The following is a 23,261-nucleotide window of genomic DNA, read 5'->3' as shown; positions in this document are numbered from 1 at the left end:
ACTCAAAATCCGCAACGTACTCATGGCAGCCTTACCAAACCCAAACCCACGCTACCGCCCCTGAATTACCGGACTCCAGTCTTCCTTGGCTAACCACTTTGTCCCTAAAACACCACAATATGAACTCAACCTAAACAACCATAACCCTCTAAAAACCAAGGGTAAATACCCCAAGCTCACAAATTGCAAAGATAAGGTAGGAAAAGTGGCACTCAACCGCCCTGCCCGCTTGGGCTGCGGCAAATAGTGACTTTAAAAAAGGGATAGGCAGCGACCGGCTTAGGCCTGCCTTACAGCAGCAACCAGCGCTTCTTTACGTGCCTTAGATAGTCCCTTAACCGCCAACTCGCGTTTAAGGGCTTCGGAATGGGAACCGACTTCTTCTGAGTAGACCAAGACCAAAGGGCCTTTGCCACGCAGGGCTTTGGCGCCCTTGCCGGATTGGTGCTCGGCAAAGCGCCGGGGTACATCCAGGGTGATGCCGGTATAAAGGTGGCCGTGGCGGGTACGGACGAGGTAGAGAAACCAGGGTTTTATAGCAGCCATAACAACGGGCCTTTTGGCCCGGCATGTTAATCGTAAATGGTGGAATGGCTTGGCGCTTGTGCTGGGTGCGAAGATAAATTTCCACCAAGCGGTCACGCACGGCGGCATCGACCGCCTTGCCTTCCAAGAAGTCGTCGATTTGGTCGTAACTGAGGCCCAAGGCGGCTTCGTCGGCCAACTGCGGGTTCAGGGTTTCTAAATCGGCGGTGGGGGTTTTGGTAACCAGCACCTCGGGCGCGCCAAGGTGTTTGGCCACAGCACGCACCTGGCGTTTGGACAGGCCAAACAGCGGCACCAAGTCGCAGGCGCCGTCGCCCCACTTGGTGTAAAAGCCGGTGATGTTCTCGGCGCTGTGGTCGGTGCCCAGCACCAGGCCACGGGTAAGGCCGGCGATTTCGTATTGGGCAATCATCCGCGAACGGGCTTTAACGTTACCCTTGATGAAATCACGGTGATAGTCGTCTTCCGGCACCAGGCCAGTGGGGGCTAGGCCGTCGTGGGCGGCTTTGGATAAGCCATCAACACCGGCTTTCACATTGACGGTAACGGCGTGGGTTGGCTCGATAAAAGACAGCGCCAGCTGGGCTTCGTCTTCATCATGTTGCACACCATAAGGCAGGCGTACGGCAATAAAGCGATAGGTTTTGTCTTCGCTCGACTCGCCGTTTAGCTCGTTAACCGCCAGTTGCGCCAAGCGGCCACAGGTGGATGAGTCCACCCCGCCGCTGATGCCCAGCACCAGCGTCGACAGCCCTGAGGCCTTGAGGGTGTCTTTAATAAAATCAACACGGCGGCGAACTTCAAATTCCACATCGATCTGCGGCAGAACGCGCATTTCTTCGCGGATCTCTTGCTCAATAGACATGGGCTTTATCCTTCCGACTATTCAAAGTAAAAGGGCACCAAAGGCGCCCTGTCTTTTAACCGATATGGGTCTTGCCGCCCATGTAGGCGCGAAGCACTTCCGGCACTTCGATACGGCCATCGGCTGTTTGGTAGTTTTCCATGACCGCCACCAAGGTGCGGCCCACCGCCAGGCCAGAGCCATTAAGGGTGTGCACCAGCTCTGGCTTGTTGGTTTCGGGGTTACGGAACCTGGCCTGCATGCGCCGGGCCTGAAAATCCCCGACGTTAGAGCAGCTGGAGATCTCGCGGTAGGTATTTTGCGCGGGCAGCCACACTTCCAAGTCGAAGGTTTTGGTAGCGCCAAAGCCAATATCCCCGGTGCACAGGGTCATGGTGCGATACGGCAAGCCGAGTTTTTCCAGCACGGTTTCGGCGTGGCGGGTCATTTCGTCCAGAGCGGCAAAGGAGGTATCGGGGTGGACGATTTGCACCATTTCCACTTTGTCGAACTGGTGCATGCGAATGAGGCCACGGGTGTCACGGCCGTAAGAACCGGCTTCTGAACGGAAACAGGGGCTGTGGGCGGTAAATTTCAGCGGCAGACTGGCAGCGTCAATAATTTCGTCGCGCACCAGGTTGGTAAGCGGCACTTCCGCAGTGGGAATAAGTGACAGCTGCTGGCGCTCTTCGGTGGCCGGCTTGATGTTAAACAAGTCTTCACCGAATTTTGGCAACTGGCCGGTGCCTTTAAGGCTGTCCTCGTTAACCAGATACGGCACGTAGGTTTCAAGGTAACCGTGCTGTTCGGTGTGCAAATCCAGCATGAACTGAGCCAGCGCCCGGTGCAGCTTGGCCAGCTCGCCGCGCATGACCACAAAGCGCGACCCTGACAGCTTCACGCCGTCTTCAAAAGATAAACCGTTAAGGCCATTGCCTAAATCAACGTGGTCTTTGACTTCAAAGTCGAATTGACGTGGCGTGCCCCAGCGGCGCAATTCCACGTTTTCGCTTTCGTCTTTACCCACCGGCACTGATTCGTGGGGCAAGTTGGGAATGGCCATGGTAATGGCGTCCCATTGGGCCAGCACCGCGTCCAGCTCGGTTTTAACGCTTTCCAGCTCGTCGTTAATTTGGGTAACAGCCGCTTTTAAGGGGGCGATGTCTTCGCCATTGCGCGCTGCCTGGCCAATGGCCTTGGAGCGGGTATTGCGCTCGTTTTGCAGCTCTTGGGTGCGTACCTGCAGGGCTTTGCGTTTTTCTTCGAGTGCCTGGATGGCGGCGACATCCAGCTTAAAGCCGCGAGTGGCCAGACGCTCGGCAGTGGTGTCGAGATCCTGGCGTAAATATTTGTTATCCAGCATGGTCTTAGTTCAGGTCCATTCAGTCTTCGGGCAGTGTACCAGAGCCCTCGTCGTCCGAGTAGCGCTGGACCGGACTTTGCCGGTCGCGCTCGGCCAGGTAATTGAGCTTTTCGCCTATCTTTTGCTCAAGGCCACGGTTAGAGGGTTGATAGTAACGCCTGTCTTTGAGTTCTTGGGGAAAAAAGTTTTCACCGGCAGCATAAGCGCCCGGCTCGTCGTGGGCATAGCGGTATTCGCTACCGTGGCCCAAGGATTCCAGCAATTTGGTGGGGGCGTTGCGAAGGTGCAGCGGCACCGCCAAGTCGCCGGCGGCTTTGGCGTCGCGCCGCGCCGCTTTAAAGGCGGTGTAAACGGCGTTAGATTTGGGCGCGCAAGCCATATACACCGCGGCTTGGGCAATGGCCCGCTCGCCTTCAGCCGGGCCAACCCGGGTAAAGGTGTCCCAGGCGTTAAGGCCAATGGTTAGCGCTTTTGGGTCGGCATTGCCGATATCTTCCGAGGCAATGGCCAACAGCCTTCGTGCGACATACAGCGGGTCACAGCCGCCTTCGAGCATCCGGCAATACCAGTAAAGGGCGGCATCAGGGGCCGAGCCGCGCACCGATTTGTGAAAGGCCGAGATCATGTCGTAGAACAGGTCACCACCTTTATCGAACCGGCGAATGTCCTGGCCCAGCACCGAGGCAATAAGCTCTTTACTGATACGGCCGTCGTCGGCCATATCAGAGAGCATTTCCAGGTAATTAAGGGCGCGGCGGGCATCGCCACCGGCCATTTGCGTTAATACGTCTTGGGCGTCGTCATCCAGGCTAATGCCGGTTAAGCCTTCTGGCGCGGTGAGTGCGCGGCTTAACAGGCCACTGATGTCGTTATATTCGAGGTTTTTTAGCACATAAACCCGCGCCCGCGACAACAAGGCGCCGTTAAGCTCAAAAGAGGGGTTTTCGGTGGTGGCACCAATAAAGATAAAGGTGCCGTCTTCAATGTGCGGCAAAAAAGCGTCTTGCTGGCTTTTGTTAAAGCGGTGCACCTCGTCCACAAACAGCAGGGTTTTGCGGGCGCGGCTTTTGGCAGCATCAACAGCGGCCCGTATTTCTTTAATGCCGCTGGTTACCGCCGATATGCGCTCGACTTCGGCATCCGAATAACGGGCAATAAGCTCAGCCAGGGTGGTTTTGCCGGTACCGGGCGGGCCCCAGAGGATCATCGAATGGGGTTTGCCGGCTTCGAGCGCCCGGCGCAGGGCCTTGCCCTGCCCCACTAAATGTTGCTGGCCGACGTAATCGTCAAAGGTTTTTGGCCGCATCCTGGCAGCCAGCGGCTCTACGGGACCGTCGCCAAAATCAAAGCCCAGGTTGGTCATCGCTGGTCGTCAATAGCCACGCCCGGTGGTGGCGTAAAGGTGAATTTTACGTCGGCGTCTTTGGCCCTTGGCGATTTAAAGCCAGAAAAGGTCACGGTATTTTGCTGACCGGACACATCATGGATCACCAGGCCTGCCACCTTGTTGCCGCTAAATTTAACGGTAAGGGCGGTCACGTAGGCGTCTTTTTCGTCTTTGGGTTTAATAAGGTAGTTTTGGCCGTCGGCCTTGATGGTGAACTGGCTCCATACTGCTGGGTCTTGGCTAGAAAGCAGCAGCATCGGCGTGCGGCCCACTGCCTCTTTGGGGGAATACAGGGTGACCTGCTCAACAAAGGGGTTATAAAGCCACAGGGTGTTGCCGTCAGAGATCAATAAGGTTTCGTCGGGCTTTTCGGTGTGCCAGTACAGTTTTTGTGGCCGTTCCACCGCCATTTCGCCCTCGGCCTTCATGGCGGTATTGCCTTTGCTGTCTACCACTTTTTGCGAAAAGTGCGCCGAGAAGCTCTGGTAATGGGCCAGCTTGGCTTTGAGATCGCTGGCATCGTCGGCCACTGCCGCGGTACTGGCAAGTAACAAAGCCAGTGGAAGTAATCGCATATTATTCTCCGTGATGTGGCACCAGCACTTCGCGGTTACCGTTGTGGCCAGCCGGGGAAACAATGCCGGCCATTTCCATCTGTTCAATCAAACGGGCCGCGCGGTTATAGCCAATTTTAAGCTTGCGCTGCACGCTGGAAATAGAGCCGCGGCGCGATTCAATCACAAAGGCCACGGCTTCGTCGTATAAAGGGTCACGCTCGGCGTCGTCGTCCATGCTTTCGCCCGGCAGCAGGGTTTCTTGGGTCATCTCGCCGGCCAAAATGGCGTCGATATACTGCGGCTTGCCGCGTTTTTTCCAATCTTCTACTACCCGGTGCACTTCATGGTCGTCCACAAAGGCGCCGTGCACACGGGTTGGTACGCCGGAGCCCGGCGGCAGATACAGCATGTCACCCTGGCCCAACAGGCTTTCGGCCCCTTGCTGGTCAAGGATGGTGCGCGAATCGATTTTGCTGGATACCTGAAAGGCAATACGGGTTGGGATGTTGGCCTTGATAAGGCCGGTGATGACATCCACCGACGGGCGCTGGGTGGCCAAAATCAGGTGAATACCGGCCGCCCGCGCCTTTTGGGCGATACGGGCAATCAGCTCTTCTACCTTTTTACCGACGATCATCATCATGTCGGCAAATTCGTCCACTACCACCACAATGCGCGGCAGTGGCTCAAGGTCGGGAGCTTCCGGCTCCATAGAGCTATTGGCATTCCACAACGGGTCTTTTAGGGGATTACCGGCTTTCGCGGCGTCTTTTACCTTCTGGTTAAAGCCTTTGAGGTTACGCACCCCCATCAGCGACATTAATTTGTATCGCCGCTCCATTTCGCCCACACACCAACGCAAAGCATTGGCAGCGTCTTTCATATCGGTAACCACTTCGGCCAAAAGATGCGGAATGCCTTCATAAACCGACAGTTCCAGCATTTTCGGGTCAATCATAATAAGGCGCACCTCTTCCGGCGTGCTCTTATAAAGCAGCGACACCAGCATGACGTTAACACCTACCGATTTACCGGAACCGGTGGTACCGGCCACCAATAAGTGCGGCATTTTCGCCAAATCGACCACCACCGAATTACCGGCAATGTCTTTACCCAGCACCATTGCCAGCGGCGAACTGTTGTCGATAAATTTTTGGTCGTTAATGACTTCCGACAGGTACACCACTTCGCGGTGCTTGTTGGGCACTTCCAAACCAATGACCGATTTGCCGGGAATAACTTCCACTACCCGCACCGAAATGGCCGACAGCGCCCGCGCCAAGTCTTTAGAAAGGTTAGAAATTTTAGAAACCTTTACCCCGGGGGCGAGGTCGAGCTCAAAGCGGGTAATAACCGGGCCTGGGTGTACATCCACCACATTGGCCTGCACGCCAAAATCGAGCAGTTTCTCTTCAACCAAACGCGATACCGCGTCTAATTCGTCCTGGCTGATGGGGTTACGGTTTTTATCGGGCCGGTCAAGAAGGTCCATGGACGGCAGCGGCTCAACCAGTTCGCCTTCACTGGCACTGGTGTTGGCCATGGCATCGTTAAGGGTGTCTTTAAAGCTCGCTTTGGGTTCTGGCTTGGCTTTAACCGGCGTCGGCGCCACTGGCACCTCTTGCGGTTCGTCAAGCCAAGGCAGGTCCAGCTCGTCGTCATCGGCTTGCGCCGGGAATGACAGTGACGGTTCGGTTTTCGCTTTTGGCTCGGCGCTTAGGCTAAGCACCGGCTCTTTGGCTTCCAGCCGTTCGGGCTCTGGCGCCTTGGGTTCGGGGCTAGTGTCGTCTGCAAGGTCTTCTTCGGCAGGCTTGTCAGCCCGCGACTGGGTAGCAATGGCAACGATTTTTTCCCAACTCCAACTGGCGCCTTCTACCACCAGCGCCCCCAAGCGGTCGACCACCGCTACCCAGGAAAGCCCGGTTACCATGGTGATGCCCGCAGCAGTTAAGGCCAGCAGGATCAGGAAGGAGCCAACAAAGTTAAACCAGGGTTTTAAGGCGGTAGCCATCAGGTCGCCCACCAGACCACCGGCGGAATAACTGTGGATGTCGCTCAAATAAACAGAGGCAAGGCCAGCAAGGCCCAAAAACGCCAGCACCACGCCAATAAGGCGAAGGCCAGCGGTCAGGTAATCAATTTCGACCAAGGAGCGGTAATTGCGAAAACAAAACCAGCCACACAAGGCGATTAAAAATGGCAATAAATAGGCGAGCACACCGGTGCTGAACAGCAGAATATCGGCCACCCAGGCACCAATGGTGCCGGCCGCATTTTGGATATGGCCGGGTACGCCGGTTTGCGACCAGCCAGGGTCTGCCGGGTTAAAACTGGCCAAGGCCACCAGCAGGAACAACGAAAAAAGCGTACAGAGCACCAGGCCTGCTTCTAGCAGCCGCTGCGTACCCGACAAGCGTTTGAGCTCCACTCGCTCCAAAGACCCTACTCCAAACTTGCTTCTTAACTTTGAGATGATACCAGCCTCACCCATGAATCAATACCTTGGAAACATTTTTCACTTCTTCCATTACCACGTAGGTGCGTGTCTCTTTAACACCGGGCAAACGCAGTAAGGTTTCACCTAATAACTCGCGGTAGGCAGACATATCGGCTACCCGCGTTTTAAGGAGGTAGTCAAAATTACCCGACACCAGATGGCACTCCTGAATGATATCGAGCTTTTGTACCGCCAAGGTGAACTGTTCAAAAACCTCAGAGGAAGTGCGCTCTAAGGTGACTTCCACAAAAACCAGCAAGGCGGCACCGATGTGACGTGGGTCAATAATGGCGGTATAACCCTGAATAAAGCCTTGCCGTTCTAAGCGTTTAACCCTTTCCAAACAAGGCGTTGGCGACAGGCCAATACGCCTGGATAATTCTACGTTAGATAGGCGACCATCATTTTGTAGTTCTTTCAATATCTTGCGATCGATGCGGTCCAGTTCTTTAACCACTTTCTTGGTTGAATGCAGCATAGATCCTCTAGTTCACCCACCCCTACCAGCATAAAATACTGAAAAACGAGTAAATAAAGCAACTCATTCTCTAATGGCCTCCCTATACTACGGTGAAAATCACTAGCCCTTTGATAACCAAAAGGAAACACCAGATGATCATCGGCGTACCGAAAGAGATAAAAAACCACGAATATCGCGTCGGCATGGTGCCTGCTTCAGTGCGTGAGCTGGTTAACCACGGTCATCAGGTGATCGTGGAAACCAATGCTGGCCTTGGCATCGGCTTTACCGACGAAGATTACCAAGCTGCTGGCGCTGCCATTATCGATAGCGCTGAAGCTGTTTTCGCCAAAGCAGAAATGATTGTGAAGGTAAAAGAGCCGCTGGCCAATGAACGCGCCCGCTTGCGTGAAGGCCAATTGCTGTTTACCTACCTGCATTTGGCTCCCGACCTGCCGCAAACCGAAGATCTGCTGAAATCTGGCGCTGTGTGCATTGCCTACGAAACCGTAACCGACGACAAGGGCGGCCTGCCGCTGCTGGCACCGATGTCGGAAGTGGCTGGCCGTATGTCTATTCAAGCCGGTGCCCAGGCCCTAGAAAAATCCCGTGGCGGTAGTGGCCTGTTGATTTCCGGCGTGCCCGGCACCGAGCCGGCCAAAGTGGTGGTTATTGGCGGTGGTGTTGTCGGCTCTAACGCTGCCCGTATTGCCGTAGGCATGCGTGCCGATGTGACCATTTTGGACCGTAACGTTGATGCCCTGCGCCGCTTAGACGCCGAATTTGGTGGCCGCGCTAAAGTGGTTTATTCCACTGCTGATGCGTTGGAGCGCCACGTGCTGGCCGCCGACTTGGTGATTGGCGCTGTGCTTATTCCAGGTGCTGCAGCACCCAAACTGGTGACCAAAGAGCACATCAAAAACATGAAGCAAGGCGCAGCCATTGTTGACGTGGCTATCGACCAGGGCGGCTGTTTTGAAACCTCCAAAGCCACCACCCACGACGCCCCCACTTACATCGTTGATGACGTTGTGCATTACTGTGTGGCCAACATGCCGGGCGCTGTTGCCCGCACCTCCACCTTTGCTTTAAACAACGCCACCCTGCCCTACATCATCAAACTGGCCAACAAAGGCTACAAGCAGGCGCTGCTAGACGACAAGCACCTGCTGGCTGGCCTTAACGTGGCAAACGGCAAGCTCACTTGTAAGGAAGTGGCTGACGCCCATGGCCTTTCTTTCGTTGACCCGCTGACCATTATTGGCGCCTGAACGATTGTGTGAATCGAAAAGCCCCGCAACAGCGGGGTTTTTTGTTGGCGGTATTTTCCCTAAAATGCGCTCAACGTATTTTGAGGAGTACTTATGAAACACGCTCGTTTAATGATTTTGGGCTCCGGCCCTGCTGGCTATACCGCCGCGGTATACGCCGCTCGAGCCAACCTCAATCCTGTTCTTATCACCGGCATGCAGCAAGGCGGCCAGCTGACCACCACCACTGAAGTGGAAAACTGGCCTGGTGACGCTGACGACCTGACCGGTCCGCTGCTGATGGAACGCATGCAGCGTCATGCCGAGAAATTCAATACCGAAATTCTCTTTGACCATATTCACACCGTTGATTTCAGTAACCGCCCCTATGTGCTTAAAGGCGATAACGGTGAGTATTCGTGCGACGCTCTGATCATTGCCACTGGCGCCTCCGCCAAATACATTGGCCTGGAATCTGAAAATGCCTTCCAGGGCAAAGGGGTGTCGGCCTGTGCTACCTGTGACGGTTTCTTTTATCGCAACCAAAAAGTGGCGGTAGTGGGCGGTGGTAACACCGCAGTGGAAGAAGCATTGTACTTGGCCAACATTGCCAGCGAAGTGCACATGGTGCACCGCCGTGACACCTTCCGCGCCGAGAAAATTTTGATTGACCGTCTTTATAAGAAGGTTGAAGAAGGCAAAATCGTGCTGCACTTAAATCGCACCCTGGACGAAGTACTGGGTGACGACATGGGTGTAACCGGTGTGCGCCTGGCATCAACCACTGGCGAAGCCGACGAAGAAATTGCGGTAGCGGGTACCTTTATTGCCATTGGCCATAAACCCAATACCGACATCTTTGCCGGCCAGCTGGACATGAAAGACGGCTACCTGAAAGTGAAAAGCGGCTTGGAAGGCAATGCCACCCAAACCTCCATTGCTGGCATTTTTGCCGCAGGCGACGTAATGGACCACACCTATCGCCAGGCCATTACCTCGGCCGGTACCGGCTGTATGGCCGCGCTTGATGCTGAACGCTATCTAGACAGTCTGAGCGATTGATTTTAAAGGGCCGCTTTCGCGGCCCTTTTGGTTAGCGCTACACTCTAACTGTGAAGAATGTATTGCGAAAACCATGACTATAGCGCTACCCGAACTGCCCGATAACCCTTGCCTGTTTCCTGATCCGGTTCAAGCCTTGGATCAGCCTAACGGCTTGCTTGCCTTTGGCGGCGATCTTTCCCCTACCCGGTTAATGGCGGCCTATCGCCTTGGTATTTTCCCGTGGTTTAACCCAGGGGAGCCGATTTTATGGTGGTCACCCGACCCGAGAGGCGCCGCAGTTCCCGGCGACATGATAATGTCGACCAGCCTCAAAAAATGGCTGAAAAAGACCCCTTACCAATATCGCTGTAATACCGCCTTTGCTAAGGTGCTCGAAGGCTGCGCTGCGCCGCGCGATGGCCAAAAAGGCACTTGGCTAAGCCCGCAGATGCGCGCCGCATACTTAAAACTGCATGAGTTAGGCTATGCCCACAGTGTTGAGGTTTGGCTGGCAGGGGAATTGGTGGGTGGCCTGTATGGCATTACCATCGGCCGAGTGTTCTGCGGCGAGTCCATGTTTCACCGCGCCACCAATGCGTCTAAAGCCGCTTTTGCCGCCCTACACGCCAGACTGCAAGGCCATGCCCGACTGATTGACTGCCAGTTGATGAACCCGCATTTGGCAAGTTTGGGGGTGAAAGAAATGCCGCGCAGTCATTATTTGCAGATCTTGGCTGAAGAGCGTGACAAACTGATGCCTGATGCATTGTGGCAACGAGGAGAATGGCCATGTCCGTTAACCTCTTAAAAGGGCTTTATTGTGGCTTAACCAAGCCCTTCCCTTGCGCTTACCTGCCAGAAAAAAACGAACAGTTGCTGGTGGTAACCCAATCACCCATGGACGCAGAGCGGTATGAAATGCTGCTGTCGATGGGGTTTCGGCGTAACGGCTCTGACGTTTATCGGCCTTACTGCCACCAGTGCCAGGCCTGCGAGTCGGTGCGTGTTGATGTTGAGCAGTTTATGCCGGGCCGGCGCCAACGCCGAGTGTTGAAAAAAAATACCGATTTGACGGTGCGTATTGAACATCAGTTTCAGCCCCACCATTTCGACCTTTATTGCCGCTATATCAACGCCCGCCACCACGATGGCGGAATGTTTCCACCGTCGGAAAGTCAATTAACCCACTTTGCGAAGGCCAGTTGGCTACCCATGACGTTGATTTGCCTGTATAAAGGGAAACGGCTTCTCGCCTGTGCCATCACCGACGAAACGCCTGTCGCCTATTCAGCGCTTTACACCTTCTTCGACCCCGATGAAGACAAGCGTTCCTTGGGAACCTTGGGTGTATTAACGCAGCTTGAGGCAGCTAAAAGCCGCGGTAAAAAATGGCTTTATCTCGGCTATCAAATCGATGCGTGCCAGAAAATGAATTACAAGACGCAATATCTTCCCTTTGAGCGATATTGCGACGGTGCATGGCAACGCTTTACAGAGGGCGCCAGTTAAGGCAAGATCGGCGCCGATTTCTAGGTTATAAGAGGTTTTGCATCTAAATGTCGAAAGAAGACGTGATTGAGTTGCAGGGAACAATACTGGAAACCCTGCCCAACACCATGTTCCGCGTCGAGCTAGAGAACGGCCACGTGGTAACTGCCCACATCTCCGGTAAAATGCGCAAAAACTACATCCGCATCCTGACCGGCGATACCGTTACCGTTCAGATGACGCCGTACGACCTGAGCAAAGGCCGCATCGTCTTCCGTCAACGTTGATGGATGCCTCAAAAAAACCCGCCTGATGGCGGGTTTTTTAATAGGTGTTCCAGTCGTTAGGCGGTTGTCGCCGCTTCCTGGCCTTGCACGTCCAGTTTCAGGTCGTCGTCAGCAACGGTGACGGTAACCTTGCCACCATCGGCTAACTTGCCGAATAACAGCTCATTCGCCAGCGGCTTTTTCAGATGTTCTTGGATAACCCGAGACATCGGCCGCGCGCCCATGGCATGGTCGTAACCTTTTTCAGCCAGCCAGGTTTTGGCTTCAGCATCAACTTCCAAGGTAACGCCGCGCGCATCAAGCTGCGCTTCGAGCTCAGCCAGGAACTTCTCAACCACCTGGGCAATAACCGCCGGGCTAAGGTGGTTAAACCAAATAATTCCATCCAAACGGTTACGGAACTCAGGGCTAAAGACCCGGTTGATTTCCGCCATGGCGTTATCGTCGTGTTCCACCGCTTTAAAGCCCATGGACTTGCGCTCGGTTTCACGCACGCCAGCGTTGGTGGTCATCACCAGGATAACGTTACGGAAATCGGCTTTACGACCGTTGTTGTCGGTCAAGGTGCCGTTGTCCATCACCTGCAGCAGCAAGTTAAAGACATCCGGGTGAGCCTTTTCAATTTCATCCAGCAGCACCACAGAGTGCGGATGCTTGATAACCGCCTCGGTCAGCAAACCACCTTGGTCGTACCCCACATAGCCGGGAGGCGCACCAATAAGCCGCGACACGGTATGGCGCTCCATGTACTCGGACATGTCAAAGCGCACCAGCTCAACCCCCATTTGCCGGGCAAGCTGCTGGGTAACTTCGGTTTTACCAACACCGGTAGGCCCTGCAAACAAGAAGGAGCCAACCGGTTTGTGGTCAACCGCCAGCCCTGCCCTACTCAGGCGAATGCTGGCTGACAAGGCGTCAATCGCTTTGTCTTGGCCAAATACCACCAGCTTGAGGTTTCTGTCCAAGGCCGCCAGGGTGTCTTTGTCATTACTGGACACCGATTTTTCGGGGATCCGCGCCATACGCGCCACCACCGATTCGATATCGGCTTCGTTAACGGTTTTACGCCGTTTCGGCATTAACCGCGCCCGGGCACCGGCTTCATCGATAACATCAATCGCTTTATCCGGCAGGTGCCGCTCGTTGATGTACTTGGCTGAAAGCTCGGCCGCTGCCTTCAACGCCCCTTGGGTAAAGCGCACATCATGGTGTTCTTCATAATGGGTTTTAAGGCCCTGAAGAATTTTAATGGTGTCGCTTACCGACGGTTCGCTGATGTCGATTTTCTGGAAGCGGCGGGCAAGCGCCACGTCTTTTTCGAAGATGCCGCGGTATTCCTGATAGGTGGTGGAGCCCATGCATTTGATATTGCCAGAGGCCAGCAACGGCTTAATCAAATTAGAAGCATCGGTTTGGCCGCCAGAGGCAGCGCCAGCACCAATCAGGGTGTGAATTTCATCGATAAACAAAATGGCGCCGTCTTCTTCTTTAAGCTCTTTTAAAAGCCCTTTGAAGCGTTTTTCAAAGTCGCCACGGTATTTGGTGCCAGCCAGCAAGGCGCCCATATCTAACGAATAGACGGTGCAATGGGCAATAAGCTCTGGCACTTCGCCATCAACAATGCGCTTGGCCAAGCCTTCTGCCAGGGCGGTTTTACCGACACCGGCCTCACCCACAAACAAGGGGTTATTTTTACGGCGGCGGCAAAGCACCTGCACGGTACGTTCAAGCTCGGCCTCACGACCAATCAGCGGGTCAATACGGCCAATCTTGGCTTGTTCATTGAGATTAACGGTCAGCATTTCCAGGTAGCTTTCGGCTTTACCTTCGGCTTCCACTTCTTTTTGTGGCGCTTCACCTGGCGCAGGCTCTTCTTCGCTCTTACGCACGCCGTGGGAAATGTAATTGACCACATCAAGCCGGGTGATGTCGGCTTTGCGGAGAATATAAACGGCTTGGCTTTCTTGCTCGCCAAAAATGGCCACCAAGACGTTAGCACCCGTCACTTCTTCTTTGCCGGAGCTTTGCACGTGGAACACAGCGCGCTGCAATACGCGCTGAAAGCCCAGCGTGGGTTGTGTTTCCCGCTCTTCGTCGTCTTCGGGAATGCGGGGGGTGGTTTGATCGATAAAGCTGTCTAGCTCGGTACGCAGTTGTGAAAGATCAGCACCGCAGGCGCCAAGCGCTTCTGCTGCCGCGCTGTTATCCAGCAACGCCATCAGTAAGTGCTCCACGGTGAGGTACTCGTGGCGTTCGGTCCTGGCACGACGGAAAGCTTCGTTCAGGCTTTGCTCGAGCTCTTTATTCAGCATGTACGCCCCCTTGGTTTACAACACGGGTCAAGCCGGTTCCATGGCACAAAGTAAGGGATGACCATTGTCCCTTGCAAAGCGGTTCACCTGAGCCACTTTGGTTTCAGCGACATCCGCGCTGAAAATTCCACACACCCCTTTTCCTTGGTAATGCACAGACAACATTACCTGAGTTGCCTTCTCATGATCCATGGTAAAAAACTGTTGCAGAACGAGAACCACAAAATCCATTGGGGTGTAATCGTCATTCATGAGAACCACTTTATACATTGGCGCACGTTTTAGCGCCGGATCTGCATTTTGTGTTTTCTCTTTATGTTGAATATCGGTACTGCCGGCCATGGTTTTCAAGTCCTGTATTGAGATTTTTTCATCTTGGGCCCTAGTGCAAATTTTTTACACACACCTTGTTAATTCAGTGTTAAAAAAAACTTGACTCAGTTGCTATCTTCACTAAATTGTACTTTGAGGTAGGTCGGAGCTCCACTGTGGAGACTAGACCAACATGGTGTAACCAGTTAACAAACGACGGGAATGATGTATGGCTATTGGAACAGTCAAATGGTTTAACAACGCCAAAGGGTTCGGTTTTATTTGTCCTGACGGGGGCGGCGAGGATGTTTTCGCTCACTACTCGACCATTCAAATGGACGGCTACCGAACGCTTAAAGCAGGCCAGGAAGTTAACTTCGACATGAGCCAGGGTCCCAAGGGCTTTCACGCTGTGAACATTCGCCCTCAAGAAAAATAATATCGCACTCTGACTCAGTCCCTGTCAAAAAGCCCCATTTCTGGGGCTTTTTCATTAGCGCCTTTCCATAAAAAAACCGCCCAAGGGCGGTTTTTTCGTTAGCCAAGAGGCTTAAAGCGCCGCAATGGCGTTGTTCAAGATTTCGCTTGGGCGCATGGCTTTGGCGGCCAGGTCCAAGTCAGGCTTGTAGTAACCACCGATATCCATGGCCACACCTTGGGCGCCGTTAAGCTCGCCGACAATAGCGTCTTCTTCCTTGGTCAAGGTTTCCGCCAGGGCAGCAAACTGCGCTTTGAGTTCAGCGTCTTTATCTTGCGCGGCCAGAGCTTGTGCCCAGTAAAGGGCCAAGTAGAAATGGCTACCACGGTTATCAAGCTGCCCGACTTTACGCGCCGGAGACTTGTTGTTCTCCAGGAACTGGGCGGTTGCCTGGTCCAGAGTGTCAGCCAGTACTTGCGCTTTCGGGTTGCTATCAAAGCCGGACAGGTGCTCAAAAGAAGCAGCCAACGCCAAGAATTCACCCAGTGAATCCCAGCGCAGGTAGTTTTCTTTTTCAAACTGCTGCACGTGCTTAGGTGCACTGCCGCCGGCGCCGGTTTCAAAGAGGCCACCACCGTTCATCAGCGGCACGATAGACAGCATTTTAGCGCTGGTACCCAGTTCCAGAATGGGGAACAAGTCGGTGAGGTAGTCGCGCAGCACGTTACCGGTAACAGAGATAGTGTCTTTACCGTCTTTAATACGCGCCAAGGAAAAACGGGTTGCATCGATAGGCGATTTAATGGAGATATCCAGGCCGCTGGTGTCGTGCTCAGGCAGGTAGGCGTTAACCTTTTTAATCAGCTCGGCATCGTGGGCACGGTTTTCGTCCAGCCAGAATACCGCCGGGGTGTTGCTGGCACGGGCACGGTTAACCGCCAATTTAACCCAGTCGCGAATAGGCGCGTCTTTGGTTTGGCACATACGCCAGATATCACCGGCTTCAACCGGATGCTCCAGCAGCACCTTGCCATTGGCGTCGGTCACTTTAACTACGCCATCGGCGGCGATTTCAAAGGTTTTGTCGTGGGAGCCATACTCTTCTGCTTTTTGCGCCATCAAACCAACGTTGGGTACTGAACCCATGGTACGTGGGTCAAAAGCGCCGTGCTCTTTACAGAACTCGATGGTTTCTTCGTAAACACCGGCATAACAGCGGTCTGGAATAACGGCTTTAGCATCTTGCTGCTCGCCTTTGCTGTTCCACATTTGGCCGGAGGTACGGATCATTGCCGGCATTGACGCGTCAATGATGACATCGGAAGGCACGTGCAGGTTGGTGATGCCACGGTCGGAATCAACCATCGCCAGTGACGGGCTGTTGTCGTAAACCGCATTGAGTTCAGCCTCAAGGGTCTTGCGCTCGTCAGCAGACAGGGTGTCTAAACGGGAGTAAAGATCACCAATACCGTTGTTAGCATCTACACCCATTTTTTTGAAAAGGTCGGCATGTTTTTCAAAGACATCTTTGTAAAACACTTTTACCGCATGACCAAAGATGATGGGGTCAGACACCTTCATCATGGTGGCTTTCATGTGCAAGGAGAACAGCACGCCTTTGGCTTTGGCGTCTGCAATTTGCTCGGCAAAGAAGGCTTGCAGGGCTTTTTTGCTCATGGTGGACGCATCAATCACTTCGCCAGCCAAAAGCGCCAGCTTTTCTTTAAGCACTTCTTTGCTGCCATCGGCTTTGTACAGCGCGATGCTAACGCTAGTGGCGTCGTCCAAGGTGACGGATTTTTCAGAACCGTAGAAATCGCCGCTGGTCATGCTGGCTACGTGGGACTTGGAGTCTTTGCTCCAGGCGCCCATGGAATGCGGGTGCTTGCGGGCATACTGTTTAACCGAAGCCGGAGCGCGGCGGTCAGAGTTACCTTCACGCAGCACCGGGTTTACGGCGCTGCCTTTTACCTTGTCGTAGCGCGCTTTGACGGCTTTTTCATCGTCATTTTTCGGCTCTTCTGGGTAATCAGGCAGTTTGTAGCCCTTGGCTTGCAATTCTTTAACTGCCGCTTTTAACTGCGGTACTGAGGCGCTGATATTAGGCAGTTTAATGATGTTGGCTTCTGGGGTTTTAGCCAGTTCGCCTAATTCTGCCAAATCGTCGCCAATGCGCTGATCGTCAGTCAAATATTCAGGAAAAGTTGCGATGATACGGCCGGCCAGGGAGATGTCCCGAGTTTCTACCGCTACGCTCGCTTTCGCGGCGAAAGCTTCAATGATGGGCAGTAGAGACTGGGTTGCAAGTGCCGGAGCTTCGTCTGTGATGGTGTAAATGATCTTCGACTTGCCTGTTGTCATAATTGCGACTTCCTAAGCGTGGTGTAGCGAAATCTTCGCAAGACTCGAGTGGGAAAAAAGCCCCTCGAAAGTGTGAACTAGGTAGCAGAGTATACCAACACCAATAGCAATTGTGCGCAAGCGCTAACCGCCAAGCACTATTCGCTCAGTTTTTATGCAAACAGTTATTGGTGATTGGCGCACTCTGCTTGCAGTGCTAGCCTTGCCCGGTATTTCACAGGAGGCGCAATTCCTTGTCAGCACCCAAAGCGTATAAACGCCCATCCAGCCGCCGCCCTTACGCCAACAAAAAGCGAGAAGCACCGCTAACAGGGCCACCGAAACTGGTGCTCTTTAATAAGCCTTTCGATGTGTTATGCCAATTTACCGACCAGGAAGGACGGCAAACCTTAAAAGACTTTATTGATATTCCTGGCATCTACGCCGCTGGCCGCTTAGACAGAGACTCCGAAGGCTTACTGCTGCTGACCAATGATGGCCGCCTTAATGCCAAATTGACCCAACCCGGAAAAAAAACCAGCAAAACCTATTGGGTACAAGTGGAAGGCGCCCCCACCGAAGATGACCTTGCCGCGCTTCGCCAAGGCGTAACCTTAAAAGACGGGCCTACCCTGCCCGCCAAGGTAAAGCAGATTGACGAGCCCGCACTTTGGCCGCGAAACCCGCCGGTGCGCTTTCGAAAAGCCATTCCCACCACCTGGCTTGAAATCAGCATTCATGAAGGCCGTAACCGCCAGGTAAGGCGAATGACAGCCCATATTGGTTTTCCCACCTTAAGACTGGTGCGGGTGGCCATCGGCCCTTACCGGCTCGGTGACCTTGCTAACGGCCAATATCAGGAGATAACACCATGATCCAAGCCGCGACCGTTGCCTGGGTAATAGCCGCCCAAGAGCGTTTTTTGTTTGTTGAAGAAAATATCGAAGGCGTACTTACCCTTAACCAGCCGGCGGGCCACTGGGAACCGGGGGAAAACCTGATTGCCGCCGCCAAGCGAGAGTTATGGGAAGAAACCGGCCTCACTCTGGCGCCGCAAGGCCTGGTAGGGCTTTATCATTTAACCTTGCCCCATAAAACCTTTTGGCGGCATGTGTTTTACGCCCGCATTGATTCGCCTATGGCCACCTTCCCGCAAGACAGCGACATCCTCAATTGCCAGTGGTTGTCCCTGGCTGAACTTGAAAATCGCCCTCTTCGTAGCCATTTAGTGACCGACTGTATTGCTGATTTTCAGTCAGGCCATCATTACCCATTGTCTGTGCTGCGCTAATCACTGCCTTTTGCTACAATGCGCGCACTTTTTTCGCCGAGGTTATTTGAAGTCCCATGAGCGACAAACCCCTGAGTGAGACCAAAGTCATTGTCGGCATGTCCGGCGGTGTCGACTCTTCCGTATCTGCCTACCTTCTTAAAGCCCAGGGCTACCAGGTGGAAGGTCTTTTCATGAAGAACTGGGAAGAAGACGACGACACCGACTACTGCACCGCAGCAGAAGACATGGCAGACGCCCAGGCGGTATGCGACAAGCTCGGCATCAAGCTGCATAAAATCAATTTTGCTGCCGAATACTGGGACAACGTCTTTGAGTATTTTCTCGAAGAATACAAAGCCGGCCGCACCCCTAACCCTGACATCATGTGCAACAAGGAAATCAAGTTTAAAGCCTTCCTTAATTATGCTGCCGATGCCTTGGGGGCCGACTTCATTGCCACTGGCCATTACGTGCGTAACCGTTATGAAAACGGCCACTGGCAGCTTTTGCGCGGCAACGACAGTAATAAAGACCAGTCTTATTTTCTGTATGCCCTTGGCGAGCAACAGGTAGGCCAGACGTTATTCCCAGTGGGTGAGTTGCCGAAACCAGAAGTACGCCGCATTGCCGAAGAGCAAGGCCTTATTACCGCCAAGAAGAAAGACTCCACCGGCATCTGTTTTATCGGTGAGCGCAAATTCAAAGACTTCCTGCAGCGGTTTTTGCCGGCCCAGCCCGGTGACATTGAAACCCCTGAAGGCGACGTTATTGGCCGCCACGAAGGTTTGATGTATCACACCCTTGGCCAGCGCAAGGGCTTAGGCATTGGTGGCTTGAAAGAAGCCAGCGACGAGCCTTGGTATGTGGTGGATAAAGATCTTGACCGTAACGTATTGATTGTGGCGCAAGGGCATAACCATCCGCTGCTGTTTTCAAACGGTTTAGTGGCCACCAGCCTTGATTGGGTTGACCACCAAGGCCCTGGTCAACAAGTGCGTTTGACCGTTAAAACCCGCTATCGTCAGGATGATATTCCTTGCACCCTAACGCCCCTTGAAAACGGCGATGTGCAGGTGATGTTCGACAGCCCGCAAATGGCGGTAACACCAGGCCAGAGCGCCGTTTTTTATAACGGTGAGGTTTGCCTCGGTGGCGGCATCATCCAACGCTACATTCGAGGTGCAGCATGAGCCGAGTCATGGCAATGGCTGCCGCTGCCCAATCCGTGAGCCTGGTGCAAAAAATTGCCCGCCAGGGTAGCTGCGACATGGACGACTTTTTCGCGGTAGTGAAAGGCATTTTGGTCACCGACCCGCAGCAGCCAGAAGACGTGTACCGCGACGGGCGCTTGGATACCGGTTACAGACTGGTCATTGAACTCTTGGGCGACGGTTCCCGAAAAGACCCGGAACTTACCCGCTATTTAATTGGCCTTTTGGCTCTTGAGCGCCGCCTAGCCAAGCGCAAAGACGTTTTGGCACTGATGGGCGAACGTATAGAACAAGTGAAACGTCAGGTGGGCCACTACGGCCTGGAAGACGAAAAGGTGCTGGCCAATTTAGCCGACATCTATGTTGAACTTATCAGCCCCCTGGGTGCACGCATCCAAGTGGCCGGATCCCCTATCCATCTGCAACAAGGCCTCAATCAGCACAAGGTACGGGCGGCTCTTTTGGCCGGTATCCGCGCCCTGGTACTGTGGCGCCAACTGGGGGGCAGTCGCTTACAATTGTTGTTTAAGCGCCGCGCCCTGGTTGCTGAGGCTCGCCAATCCTTAAGGAGCCCCCAATAATGGAACTGTCCGCTCTGACAGCCATCTCCCCCGTCGACGGCCGCTACGGCAGCAAGGCGGCATCACTGCGCCCGATCTTCTCTGAGTTCGGGTTGATTAAATACCGCGTGCAAGTGGAAGTGCGCTGGCTGCAACTGTTGGCCGGTGAAGCCAAGATCGCCGAAGTGCCGCCACTGTCTGACACCGCTAACGCGGCCCTTAACGCAATCGTTTCCGATTTCAACGAAGCCGATGCGCAGCGGGTAAAAGACATCGAAAAAACCACCAACCACGATGTAAAAGCGGTGGAATATTTCCTTAAGGAAAAAGTGGCTGACAATAAAGAGCTGATGGCGATCAGCGAGTTCATCCACTTTGCCTGCACCAGTGAAGACATCAATAACCTGTCTTACGGCTTGATGCTGATGGAAGCGCGCGAACAGGTCATGTTGCCCTACTGCGACAAGCTGATTGGCGCCGTTACCGCCCTGGCCGAAAAATACGCCACCGTACCGATGATGGCCCGTACCCACGGCCAGCCTGCCTCTCCCACCACCATGGGTAAGGAAATGGCCAACGTCGCCATTCGCCTTGAGCGCCAGCGCAAGCAAATTGCCGCCGTTGAGTTGCTGGGTAAAATCAATGGTGCCGTCGGTAACTTTAACGCCCACTACAGCGCCTACCCCGACATCGACTGGCCGGTGCTGGCCGAGCATTTTGTTACCAGTCTTGGCCTTGAGTGGAATAAATACACCACCCAGATTGAGCCGCACGATTACATCGCAGAGCTTTTTGATGCCCTGGCCCGCTTTAACACCATTCTTATCGATTTCGATCGCGACGTTTGGGGTTACATTGCCCTTGGCCACTTCAAGCAAAAAACCATTGCCGGTGAAATTGGCTCTTCGACCATGCCGCACAAGGTTAACCCCATCGATTTTGAAAACTCCGAGGGTAACCTGGGCCTTGCCAACGCCGTGTTCGGCCACTTGGCAGCCAAACTGCCGGTATCACGCTGGCAGCGCGACCTGACCGACTCCACAGTGCTGCGTAACTTGGGTGTGGGTACTGCGTATTCGGTTATTGCCTATGAAGCCACCCTTAAAGGTATCAGCAAGCTGGAAGTAAATGAGCAAAGCCTGCTGAACGAGCTGGACCACAACTGGGAACTGCTGGCAGAGCCAATTCAAACCGTAATGCGCCGCTACGGTATTGAAAAGCCATACGAAAAGCTCAAAGAGCTAACCCGTGGTCGCCGTGTTGACCAAGCGGGCATGCACGCCTTTATCGACGGCCTGGCCCTGCCAGATACCGTGAAGGCCGAGCTGAAGTTGATGCGCCCCGACAACTACCTGGGTATCGCCGAGAGGCTAACCAAGGAACTGTGAAAAAAGCGGCCTGATGGCCGCTTTTTTTGTGCCTAATCAAGCAGTCTTTGCGGCTTTGCGTTAGCATTACCGCCAATTGCTCCCGCGAAAGAATGACGATGATGAAACTGGCACTTCCCGGCGGTATTCAAGGATTTTTAACCGAATACTGGCAAAAAAAGCCCTGCCTAATAAAAGGCGGGATCCAAGCATTTGAAGATCCCCTTGATGCCAACGACTTGGCCGGCCTTGCCATGGAAGCCGAAATTGAATCGCGGCTGGTGGTGAAAAATGGCGACAAATGGGACGTTCAGCACGGCCCCTTTGAAAACTTCCCGACCAGCGAAACAGACTGGACCTTGCTGGTGCAAGCCGTTGATCACTGGTTCGAGCAAAGCCAAGATCTGATGAGTCTTTTTGACTTTATGCCCCGCTGGCGCATTGACGACTTGATGATCAGTTTTTCGGTGCCGGGCGGTGGCGTTGGCGCCCACCTCGACCAGTACGACGTTTTTATCATTCAGGGTGAAGGCCGCCGCCGCTGGCGCGTGGGCGACAAGCAGCCGCTAAAAACCTTAACCCCGCACCCAAGCCTGTTGCAGGTTGAGCCTTTTACTGAGGCCCTTATTGACGAAGAAATGCAGCCAGGCGACATTCTCTACATTCCGCCGGGCTTTCCCCACGAAGGCTACGCCATAGAGCCGTCACTGAACTACTCTGTTGGCTTCCGGGCGCCTTCTGGGCGCGACTTATTAAGTAGCTTTGCCGACCTTGCCATTGATAAAGAGCTCTACAACCATCGCTACAGCGATCCGGACCTGCGGCCACGGGAACACAACGGTGAAATCACTCTGGCGGAGCTCACCCGCCTTAAATCGAATTTGACGCAAATTTTCAATGACGATGCCACCTTGCAGCGCTTTTTCGGCCAGTATCTGTCGGAAGCCAAACACGAGTTGGACCTCGCGCCTGCCGAACCGGCTTATCAGCAAGAAGAGGTGCAGCAACTGCTACATGAAAAGGCGCCGCTCCACCGCTTAGCGGGGGCTAAAGCACTTTATTTGGCGGGGATTAGCGATACGCTTTTTGTTGATGGTGAAGCCTATGATCTGCCACAACAGGCGGTGCAAGCCCTGGCCGACAGCAGCGCTGCGGACGTGAGTGTACTGGCGGCCCATCCAGACGCCTTGGCGGTACTGACCGACTTAATCAATAAAGGCTATTTTTACTTTGTTGAGGAATAAAAAAACCGCCCATCCGGGCGGTTTTTTTAGGCGCTTTTTTCGCCCCAAAGCCGGTCATCTTGGTAAAGATTAAACAGCCCTTCTGAGCGGTTAACCAGCAACTTGGCAAAATTCATTTGCATCGGATCGCCCCGGCCTGGGCCGCGGGCAATGTTCTCTGCTTGTACTTGCCAGGTCAGATAAAAGTGGCGCAGCGCATCGCGGGCATGCATCGCCACTTTTACCGGCACATGGTCGGTAGGCACATCACCGGCGATAACCCAGTAATCCGAAATAACGTTATTTTCTTTGCCTTTTATCCGCCAAATTGACACCAATGGCGGCAAGATACGGCTGTCTTGCTGACGCACGCCCTGCGGCATAATGCCCTTGGATGCCAAATAACTGTTCGCCTTTTGCAGGCTGTTATTCACCCATTGCGTTTCCATTTGGCGACGCTGTTCATCGGTGAGTTCTGGCGTCTGGCCTTGTGTATTTTGGTCTTCTTCGGCCATTTTCTTT

At 53.9% G+C, this 23,261-nt stretch carries 21 protein-coding genes and 3 pseudogenes; 12 read left to right on the top strand and 12 right to left on the bottom strand.

The window, feature by feature from the left end; translation table 11 throughout:
• Positions 1-279: 279 nt before the first annotated feature.
• The 8 genes and pseudogenes from DW350_RS08840 to lrp form a co-directional block, all read right to left on the bottom strand.
• Complete coding sequence (locus DW350_RS08840) at positions 280-546, bottom strand: GIY-YIG nuclease family protein (RefSeq protein ID WP_319018121.1); 267 nt, start codon at positions 544-546, stop codon at positions 280-282.
• A 28-nt stretch (positions 547-574) separates the two neighbouring features.
• A pseudogene (gene nadE / locus DW350_RS08835) lies at positions 575-1,411 on the bottom strand (NAD(+) synthase); the annotation flags it as partial.
• Between the two features lie 55 nt (positions 1,412-1,466).
• Positions 1,467-2,753, bottom strand: a complete 1,287-nt coding sequence (gene serS, locus DW350_RS08830; protein ID WP_115718514.1) for a serine--tRNA ligase — start codon at positions 2,751-2,753, stop codon at positions 1,467-1,469.
• Positions 2,754-2,772: 19 nt separating this feature from the next.
• Positions 2,773-4,116 (bottom strand): replication-associated recombination protein A, encoded by a 1,344-nt coding sequence (locus tag DW350_RS08825; protein WP_115718513.1) that lies wholly within the window; start codon positions 4,114-4,116, stop codon positions 2,773-2,775.
• On the bottom strand, positions 4,113-4,715 hold the full coding sequence (lolA, locus tag DW350_RS08820; protein ID WP_115718512.1) for an outer membrane lipoprotein periplasmic chaperone LolA: 603 nt from the start codon (positions 4,713-4,715) through the stop codon (positions 4,113-4,115). The genes DW350_RS08825 and lolA overlap by 4 nt, the downstream gene beginning before the upstream one ends.
• A gap of 1 nt (position 4,716) precedes the next feature.
• Positions 4,717-6,528 (bottom strand): annotated as a pseudogene (locus DW350_RS08815) (DNA translocase FtsK); the annotation flags it as partial.
• Between the two features lie 114 nt (positions 6,529-6,642).
• Positions 6,643-7,188, bottom strand: a pseudogene (locus tag DW350_RS19865) (DNA translocase FtsK 4TM domain-containing protein); the annotation flags it as partial.
• Positions 7,181-7,672: a leucine-responsive transcriptional regulator Lrp gene (gene lrp, locus DW350_RS08810; protein WP_115718510.1), complete on the bottom strand. Its 492-nt coding sequence runs from the start codon at positions 7,670-7,672 to the stop codon at positions 7,181-7,183. The gene lrp and the pseudogene DW350_RS19865, both read right to left, overlap by 8 nt.
• Before the next feature lie 134 nt (positions 7,673-7,806).
• On the opposite strand from lrp, the gene ald reads away from it, so the two are divergent.
• From ald to infA, 5 genes are all read left to right on the top strand, one after another.
• The gene (gene ald / locus DW350_RS08805) at positions 7,807-8,925 is read left to right on the top strand and encodes an alanine dehydrogenase (RefSeq protein WP_115718509.1); all 1,119 of its coding nucleotides are present in this window, start codon (positions 7,807-7,809) and stop codon (positions 8,923-8,925) included.
• Positions 8,926-9,018: 93 nt separating this feature from the next.
• Complete coding sequence (gene trxB / locus DW350_RS08800; RefSeq protein WP_115718508.1) at positions 9,019-9,966, top strand: thioredoxin-disulfide reductase; 948 nt, start codon at positions 9,019-9,021, stop codon at positions 9,964-9,966.
• Positions 9,967-10,045: 79 nt separating this feature from the next.
• Positions 10,046-10,756 (top strand): leucyl/phenylalanyl-tRNA--protein transferase, encoded by a 711-nt coding sequence (gene aat, locus DW350_RS08795; protein WP_419178350.1) that lies wholly within the window; start codon positions 10,046-10,048, stop codon positions 10,754-10,756.
• Complete coding sequence (locus DW350_RS08790; RefSeq protein ID WP_115718506.1) at positions 10,738-11,457, top strand: arginyltransferase; 720 nt, start codon at positions 10,738-10,740, stop codon at positions 11,455-11,457. The genes aat and DW350_RS08790 overlap by 19 nt, the downstream gene beginning before the upstream one ends.
• Positions 11,458-11,504: 47 nt before the next feature.
• Positions 11,505-11,723, top strand: coding sequence for a translation initiation factor IF-1 (gene infA / locus DW350_RS08785; protein WP_008482294.1), 219 nt, complete (start codon positions 11,505-11,507; stop codon positions 11,721-11,723).
• 56 nt (positions 11,724-11,779) lie between these two features.
• Here infA and clpA read toward each other — a convergent pair whose 3' ends face one another.
• Positions 11,780-14,035 (bottom strand): ATP-dependent Clp protease ATP-binding subunit ClpA, encoded by a 2,256-nt coding sequence (gene clpA / locus DW350_RS08780; RefSeq protein WP_115718505.1) that lies wholly within the window; start codon positions 14,033-14,035, stop codon positions 11,780-11,782.
• Between the two features lie 27 nt (positions 14,036-14,062).
• Positions 14,063-14,377 carry an ATP-dependent Clp protease adapter ClpS gene (clpS, locus tag DW350_RS08775; RefSeq protein WP_115718504.1) on the bottom strand — a complete coding sequence of 105 codons (315 nt, stop codon included), beginning with the start codon at positions 14,375-14,377 and terminating at the stop codon, positions 14,063-14,065.
• 199 nt (positions 14,378-14,576) lie between these two features.
• On the opposite strand from clpS, the gene cspD reads away from it, so the two are divergent.
• A complete protein-coding gene (cspD, locus tag DW350_RS08770) occupies positions 14,577-14,786 on the top strand; it encodes a cold shock domain-containing protein CspD (protein WP_115718503.1) in 210 nt (69 codons plus the stop codon).
• A gap of 111 nt (positions 14,787-14,897) precedes the next feature.
• Here cspD and DW350_RS08765 read toward each other — a convergent pair whose 3' ends face one another.
• Positions 14,898-17,126: an NADP-dependent isocitrate dehydrogenase gene (locus DW350_RS08765; RefSeq protein ID WP_115718502.1), complete on the bottom strand. Its 2,229-nt coding sequence runs from the start codon at positions 17,124-17,126 to the stop codon at positions 14,898-14,900.
• A 233-nt stretch (positions 17,127-17,359) separates the two neighbouring features.
• Between DW350_RS08765 and rluE the strand changes: the two genes are divergently transcribed.
• From rluE to DW350_RS08735, 6 genes are all read left to right on the top strand, one after another.
• Positions 17,360-17,980: a 23S rRNA pseudouridine(2457) synthase RluE gene (gene rluE / locus DW350_RS08760; RefSeq protein ID WP_115718501.1), complete on the top strand. Its 621-nt coding sequence runs from the start codon at positions 17,360-17,362 to the stop codon at positions 17,978-17,980.
• Positions 17,977-18,396 (top strand): NUDIX domain-containing protein, encoded by a 420-nt coding sequence (locus tag DW350_RS08755; RefSeq protein WP_115718500.1) that lies wholly within the window; start codon positions 17,977-17,979, stop codon positions 18,394-18,396. The genes rluE and DW350_RS08755 overlap by 4 nt, the downstream gene beginning before the upstream one ends.
• A 56-nt stretch (positions 18,397-18,452) precedes the next feature.
• Positions 18,453-19,568, top strand: a complete 1,116-nt coding sequence (gene mnmA / locus DW350_RS08750) for a tRNA 2-thiouridine(34) synthase MnmA (RefSeq protein WP_115718499.1) — start codon at positions 18,453-18,455, stop codon at positions 19,566-19,568.
• Complete coding sequence (hflD, locus tag DW350_RS08745) at positions 19,565-20,170, top strand: high frequency lysogenization protein HflD (RefSeq protein ID WP_226911419.1); 606 nt, start codon at positions 19,565-19,567, stop codon at positions 20,168-20,170. Before mnmA ends, hflD begins: the two co-directional genes overlap by 4 nt.
• On the top strand, positions 20,170-21,537 hold the full coding sequence (purB, locus tag DW350_RS08740; RefSeq protein WP_115718497.1) for an adenylosuccinate lyase: 1,368 nt from the start codon (positions 20,170-20,172) through the stop codon (positions 21,535-21,537). Before hflD ends, purB begins: the two co-directional genes overlap by 1 nt.
• A gap of 101 nt (positions 21,538-21,638) precedes the next feature.
• Complete coding sequence (locus DW350_RS08735) at positions 21,639-22,760, top strand: ribosomal protein uL16 3-hydroxylase (protein ID WP_115720599.1); 1,122 nt, start codon at positions 21,639-21,641, stop codon at positions 22,758-22,760.
• Between the two features lie 26 nt (positions 22,761-22,786).
• Here the strand turns inward: DW350_RS08735 and DW350_RS08730 are convergent, their stop codons facing one another.
• The gene (locus tag DW350_RS08730; RefSeq protein WP_115718496.1) at positions 22,787-23,254 is read right to left on the bottom strand and encodes a DUF4826 family protein; all 468 of its coding nucleotides are present in this window, start codon (positions 23,252-23,254) and stop codon (positions 22,787-22,789) included.
• Positions 23,255-23,261: the final 7 nt, after the last annotated feature.

The organism is Gallaecimonas mangrovi, assembly GCF_003367375.1.
Lineage (GTDB): Bacteria > Pseudomonadota > Gammaproteobacteria > Enterobacterales > Gallaecimonadaceae > Gallaecimonas > Gallaecimonas mangrovi.
This window is presented reverse-complemented; position numbering and strand designations above follow the sequence as displayed.

What these genes read in the sequence shown, in the direction of transcription:
- purB (WP_115718497.1), top strand. Translation starts at nt 20,170, where the DNA reads ATGGAACTGTCCGCTCTGACAGCCATCTCCCCCGTCGACGGCCGCTAC.
- DW350_RS08765 (WP_115718502.1), bottom strand. Translation starts at nt 17,126, where the DNA reads ATGACAACAGGCAAGTCGAAGATCATTTACACCATCACAGACGAAGCT.
- serS (WP_115718514.1), bottom strand. Translation starts at nt 2,753, where the DNA reads ATGCTGGATAACAAATATTTACGCCAGGATCTCGACACCACTGCCGAG.
- DW350_RS08730 (WP_115718496.1), bottom strand. Translation starts at nt 23,254, where the DNA reads ATGGCCGAAGAAGACCAAAATACACAAGGCCAGACGCCAGAACTCACC.
- infA (WP_008482294.1), top strand. Translation starts at nt 11,505, where the DNA reads ATGTCGAAAGAAGACGTGATTGAGTTGCAGGGAACAATACTGGAAACC.
- DW350_RS08735 (WP_115720599.1), top strand. Translation starts at nt 21,639, where the DNA reads ATGAAACTGGCACTTCCCGGCGGTATTCAAGGATTTTTAACCGAATAC.
- clpA (WP_115718505.1), bottom strand. Translation starts at nt 14,035, where the DNA reads ATGCTGAATAAAGAGCTCGAGCAAAGCCTGAACGAAGCTTTCCGTCGT.
- mnmA (WP_115718499.1), top strand. Translation starts at nt 18,453, where the DNA reads ATGAGCGACAAACCCCTGAGTGAGACCAAAGTCATTGTCGGCATGTCC.
- cspD (WP_115718503.1), top strand. Translation starts at nt 14,577, where the DNA reads ATGGCTATTGGAACAGTCAAATGGTTTAACAACGCCAAAGGGTTCGGT.
- clpS (WP_115718504.1), bottom strand. Translation starts at nt 14,377, where the DNA reads ATGGCCGGCAGTACCGATATTCAACATAAAGAGAAAACACAAAATGCA.
- DW350_RS08755 (WP_115718500.1), top strand. Translation starts at nt 17,977, where the DNA reads ATGATCCAAGCCGCGACCGTTGCCTGGGTAATAGCCGCCCAAGAGCGT.
- DW350_RS08840 (WP_319018121.1), bottom strand. Translation starts at nt 546, where the DNA reads ATGGCTGCTATAAAACCCTGGTTTCTCTACCTCGTCCGTACCCGCCAC.
- DW350_RS08825 (WP_115718513.1), bottom strand. Translation starts at nt 4,116, where the DNA reads ATGACCAACCTGGGCTTTGATTTTGGCGACGGTCCCGTAGAGCCGCTG.
- hflD (WP_226911419.1), top strand. Translation starts at nt 19,565, where the DNA reads ATGAGCCGAGTCATGGCAATGGCTGCCGCTGCCCAATCCGTGAGCCTG.
- ald (WP_115718509.1), top strand. Translation starts at nt 7,807, where the DNA reads ATGATCATCGGCGTACCGAAAGAGATAAAAAACCACGAATATCGCGTC.
- lrp (WP_115718510.1), bottom strand. Translation starts at nt 7,672, where the DNA reads ATGCTGCATTCAACCAAGAAAGTGGTTAAAGAACTGGACCGCATCGAT.
- trxB (WP_115718508.1), top strand. Translation starts at nt 9,019, where the DNA reads ATGAAACACGCTCGTTTAATGATTTTGGGCTCCGGCCCTGCTGGCTAT.
- DW350_RS08790 (WP_115718506.1), top strand. Translation starts at nt 10,738, where the DNA reads ATGTCCGTTAACCTCTTAAAAGGGCTTTATTGTGGCTTAACCAAGCCC.
- lolA (WP_115718512.1), bottom strand. Translation starts at nt 4,715, where the DNA reads ATGCGATTACTTCCACTGGCTTTGTTACTTGCCAGTACCGCGGCAGTG.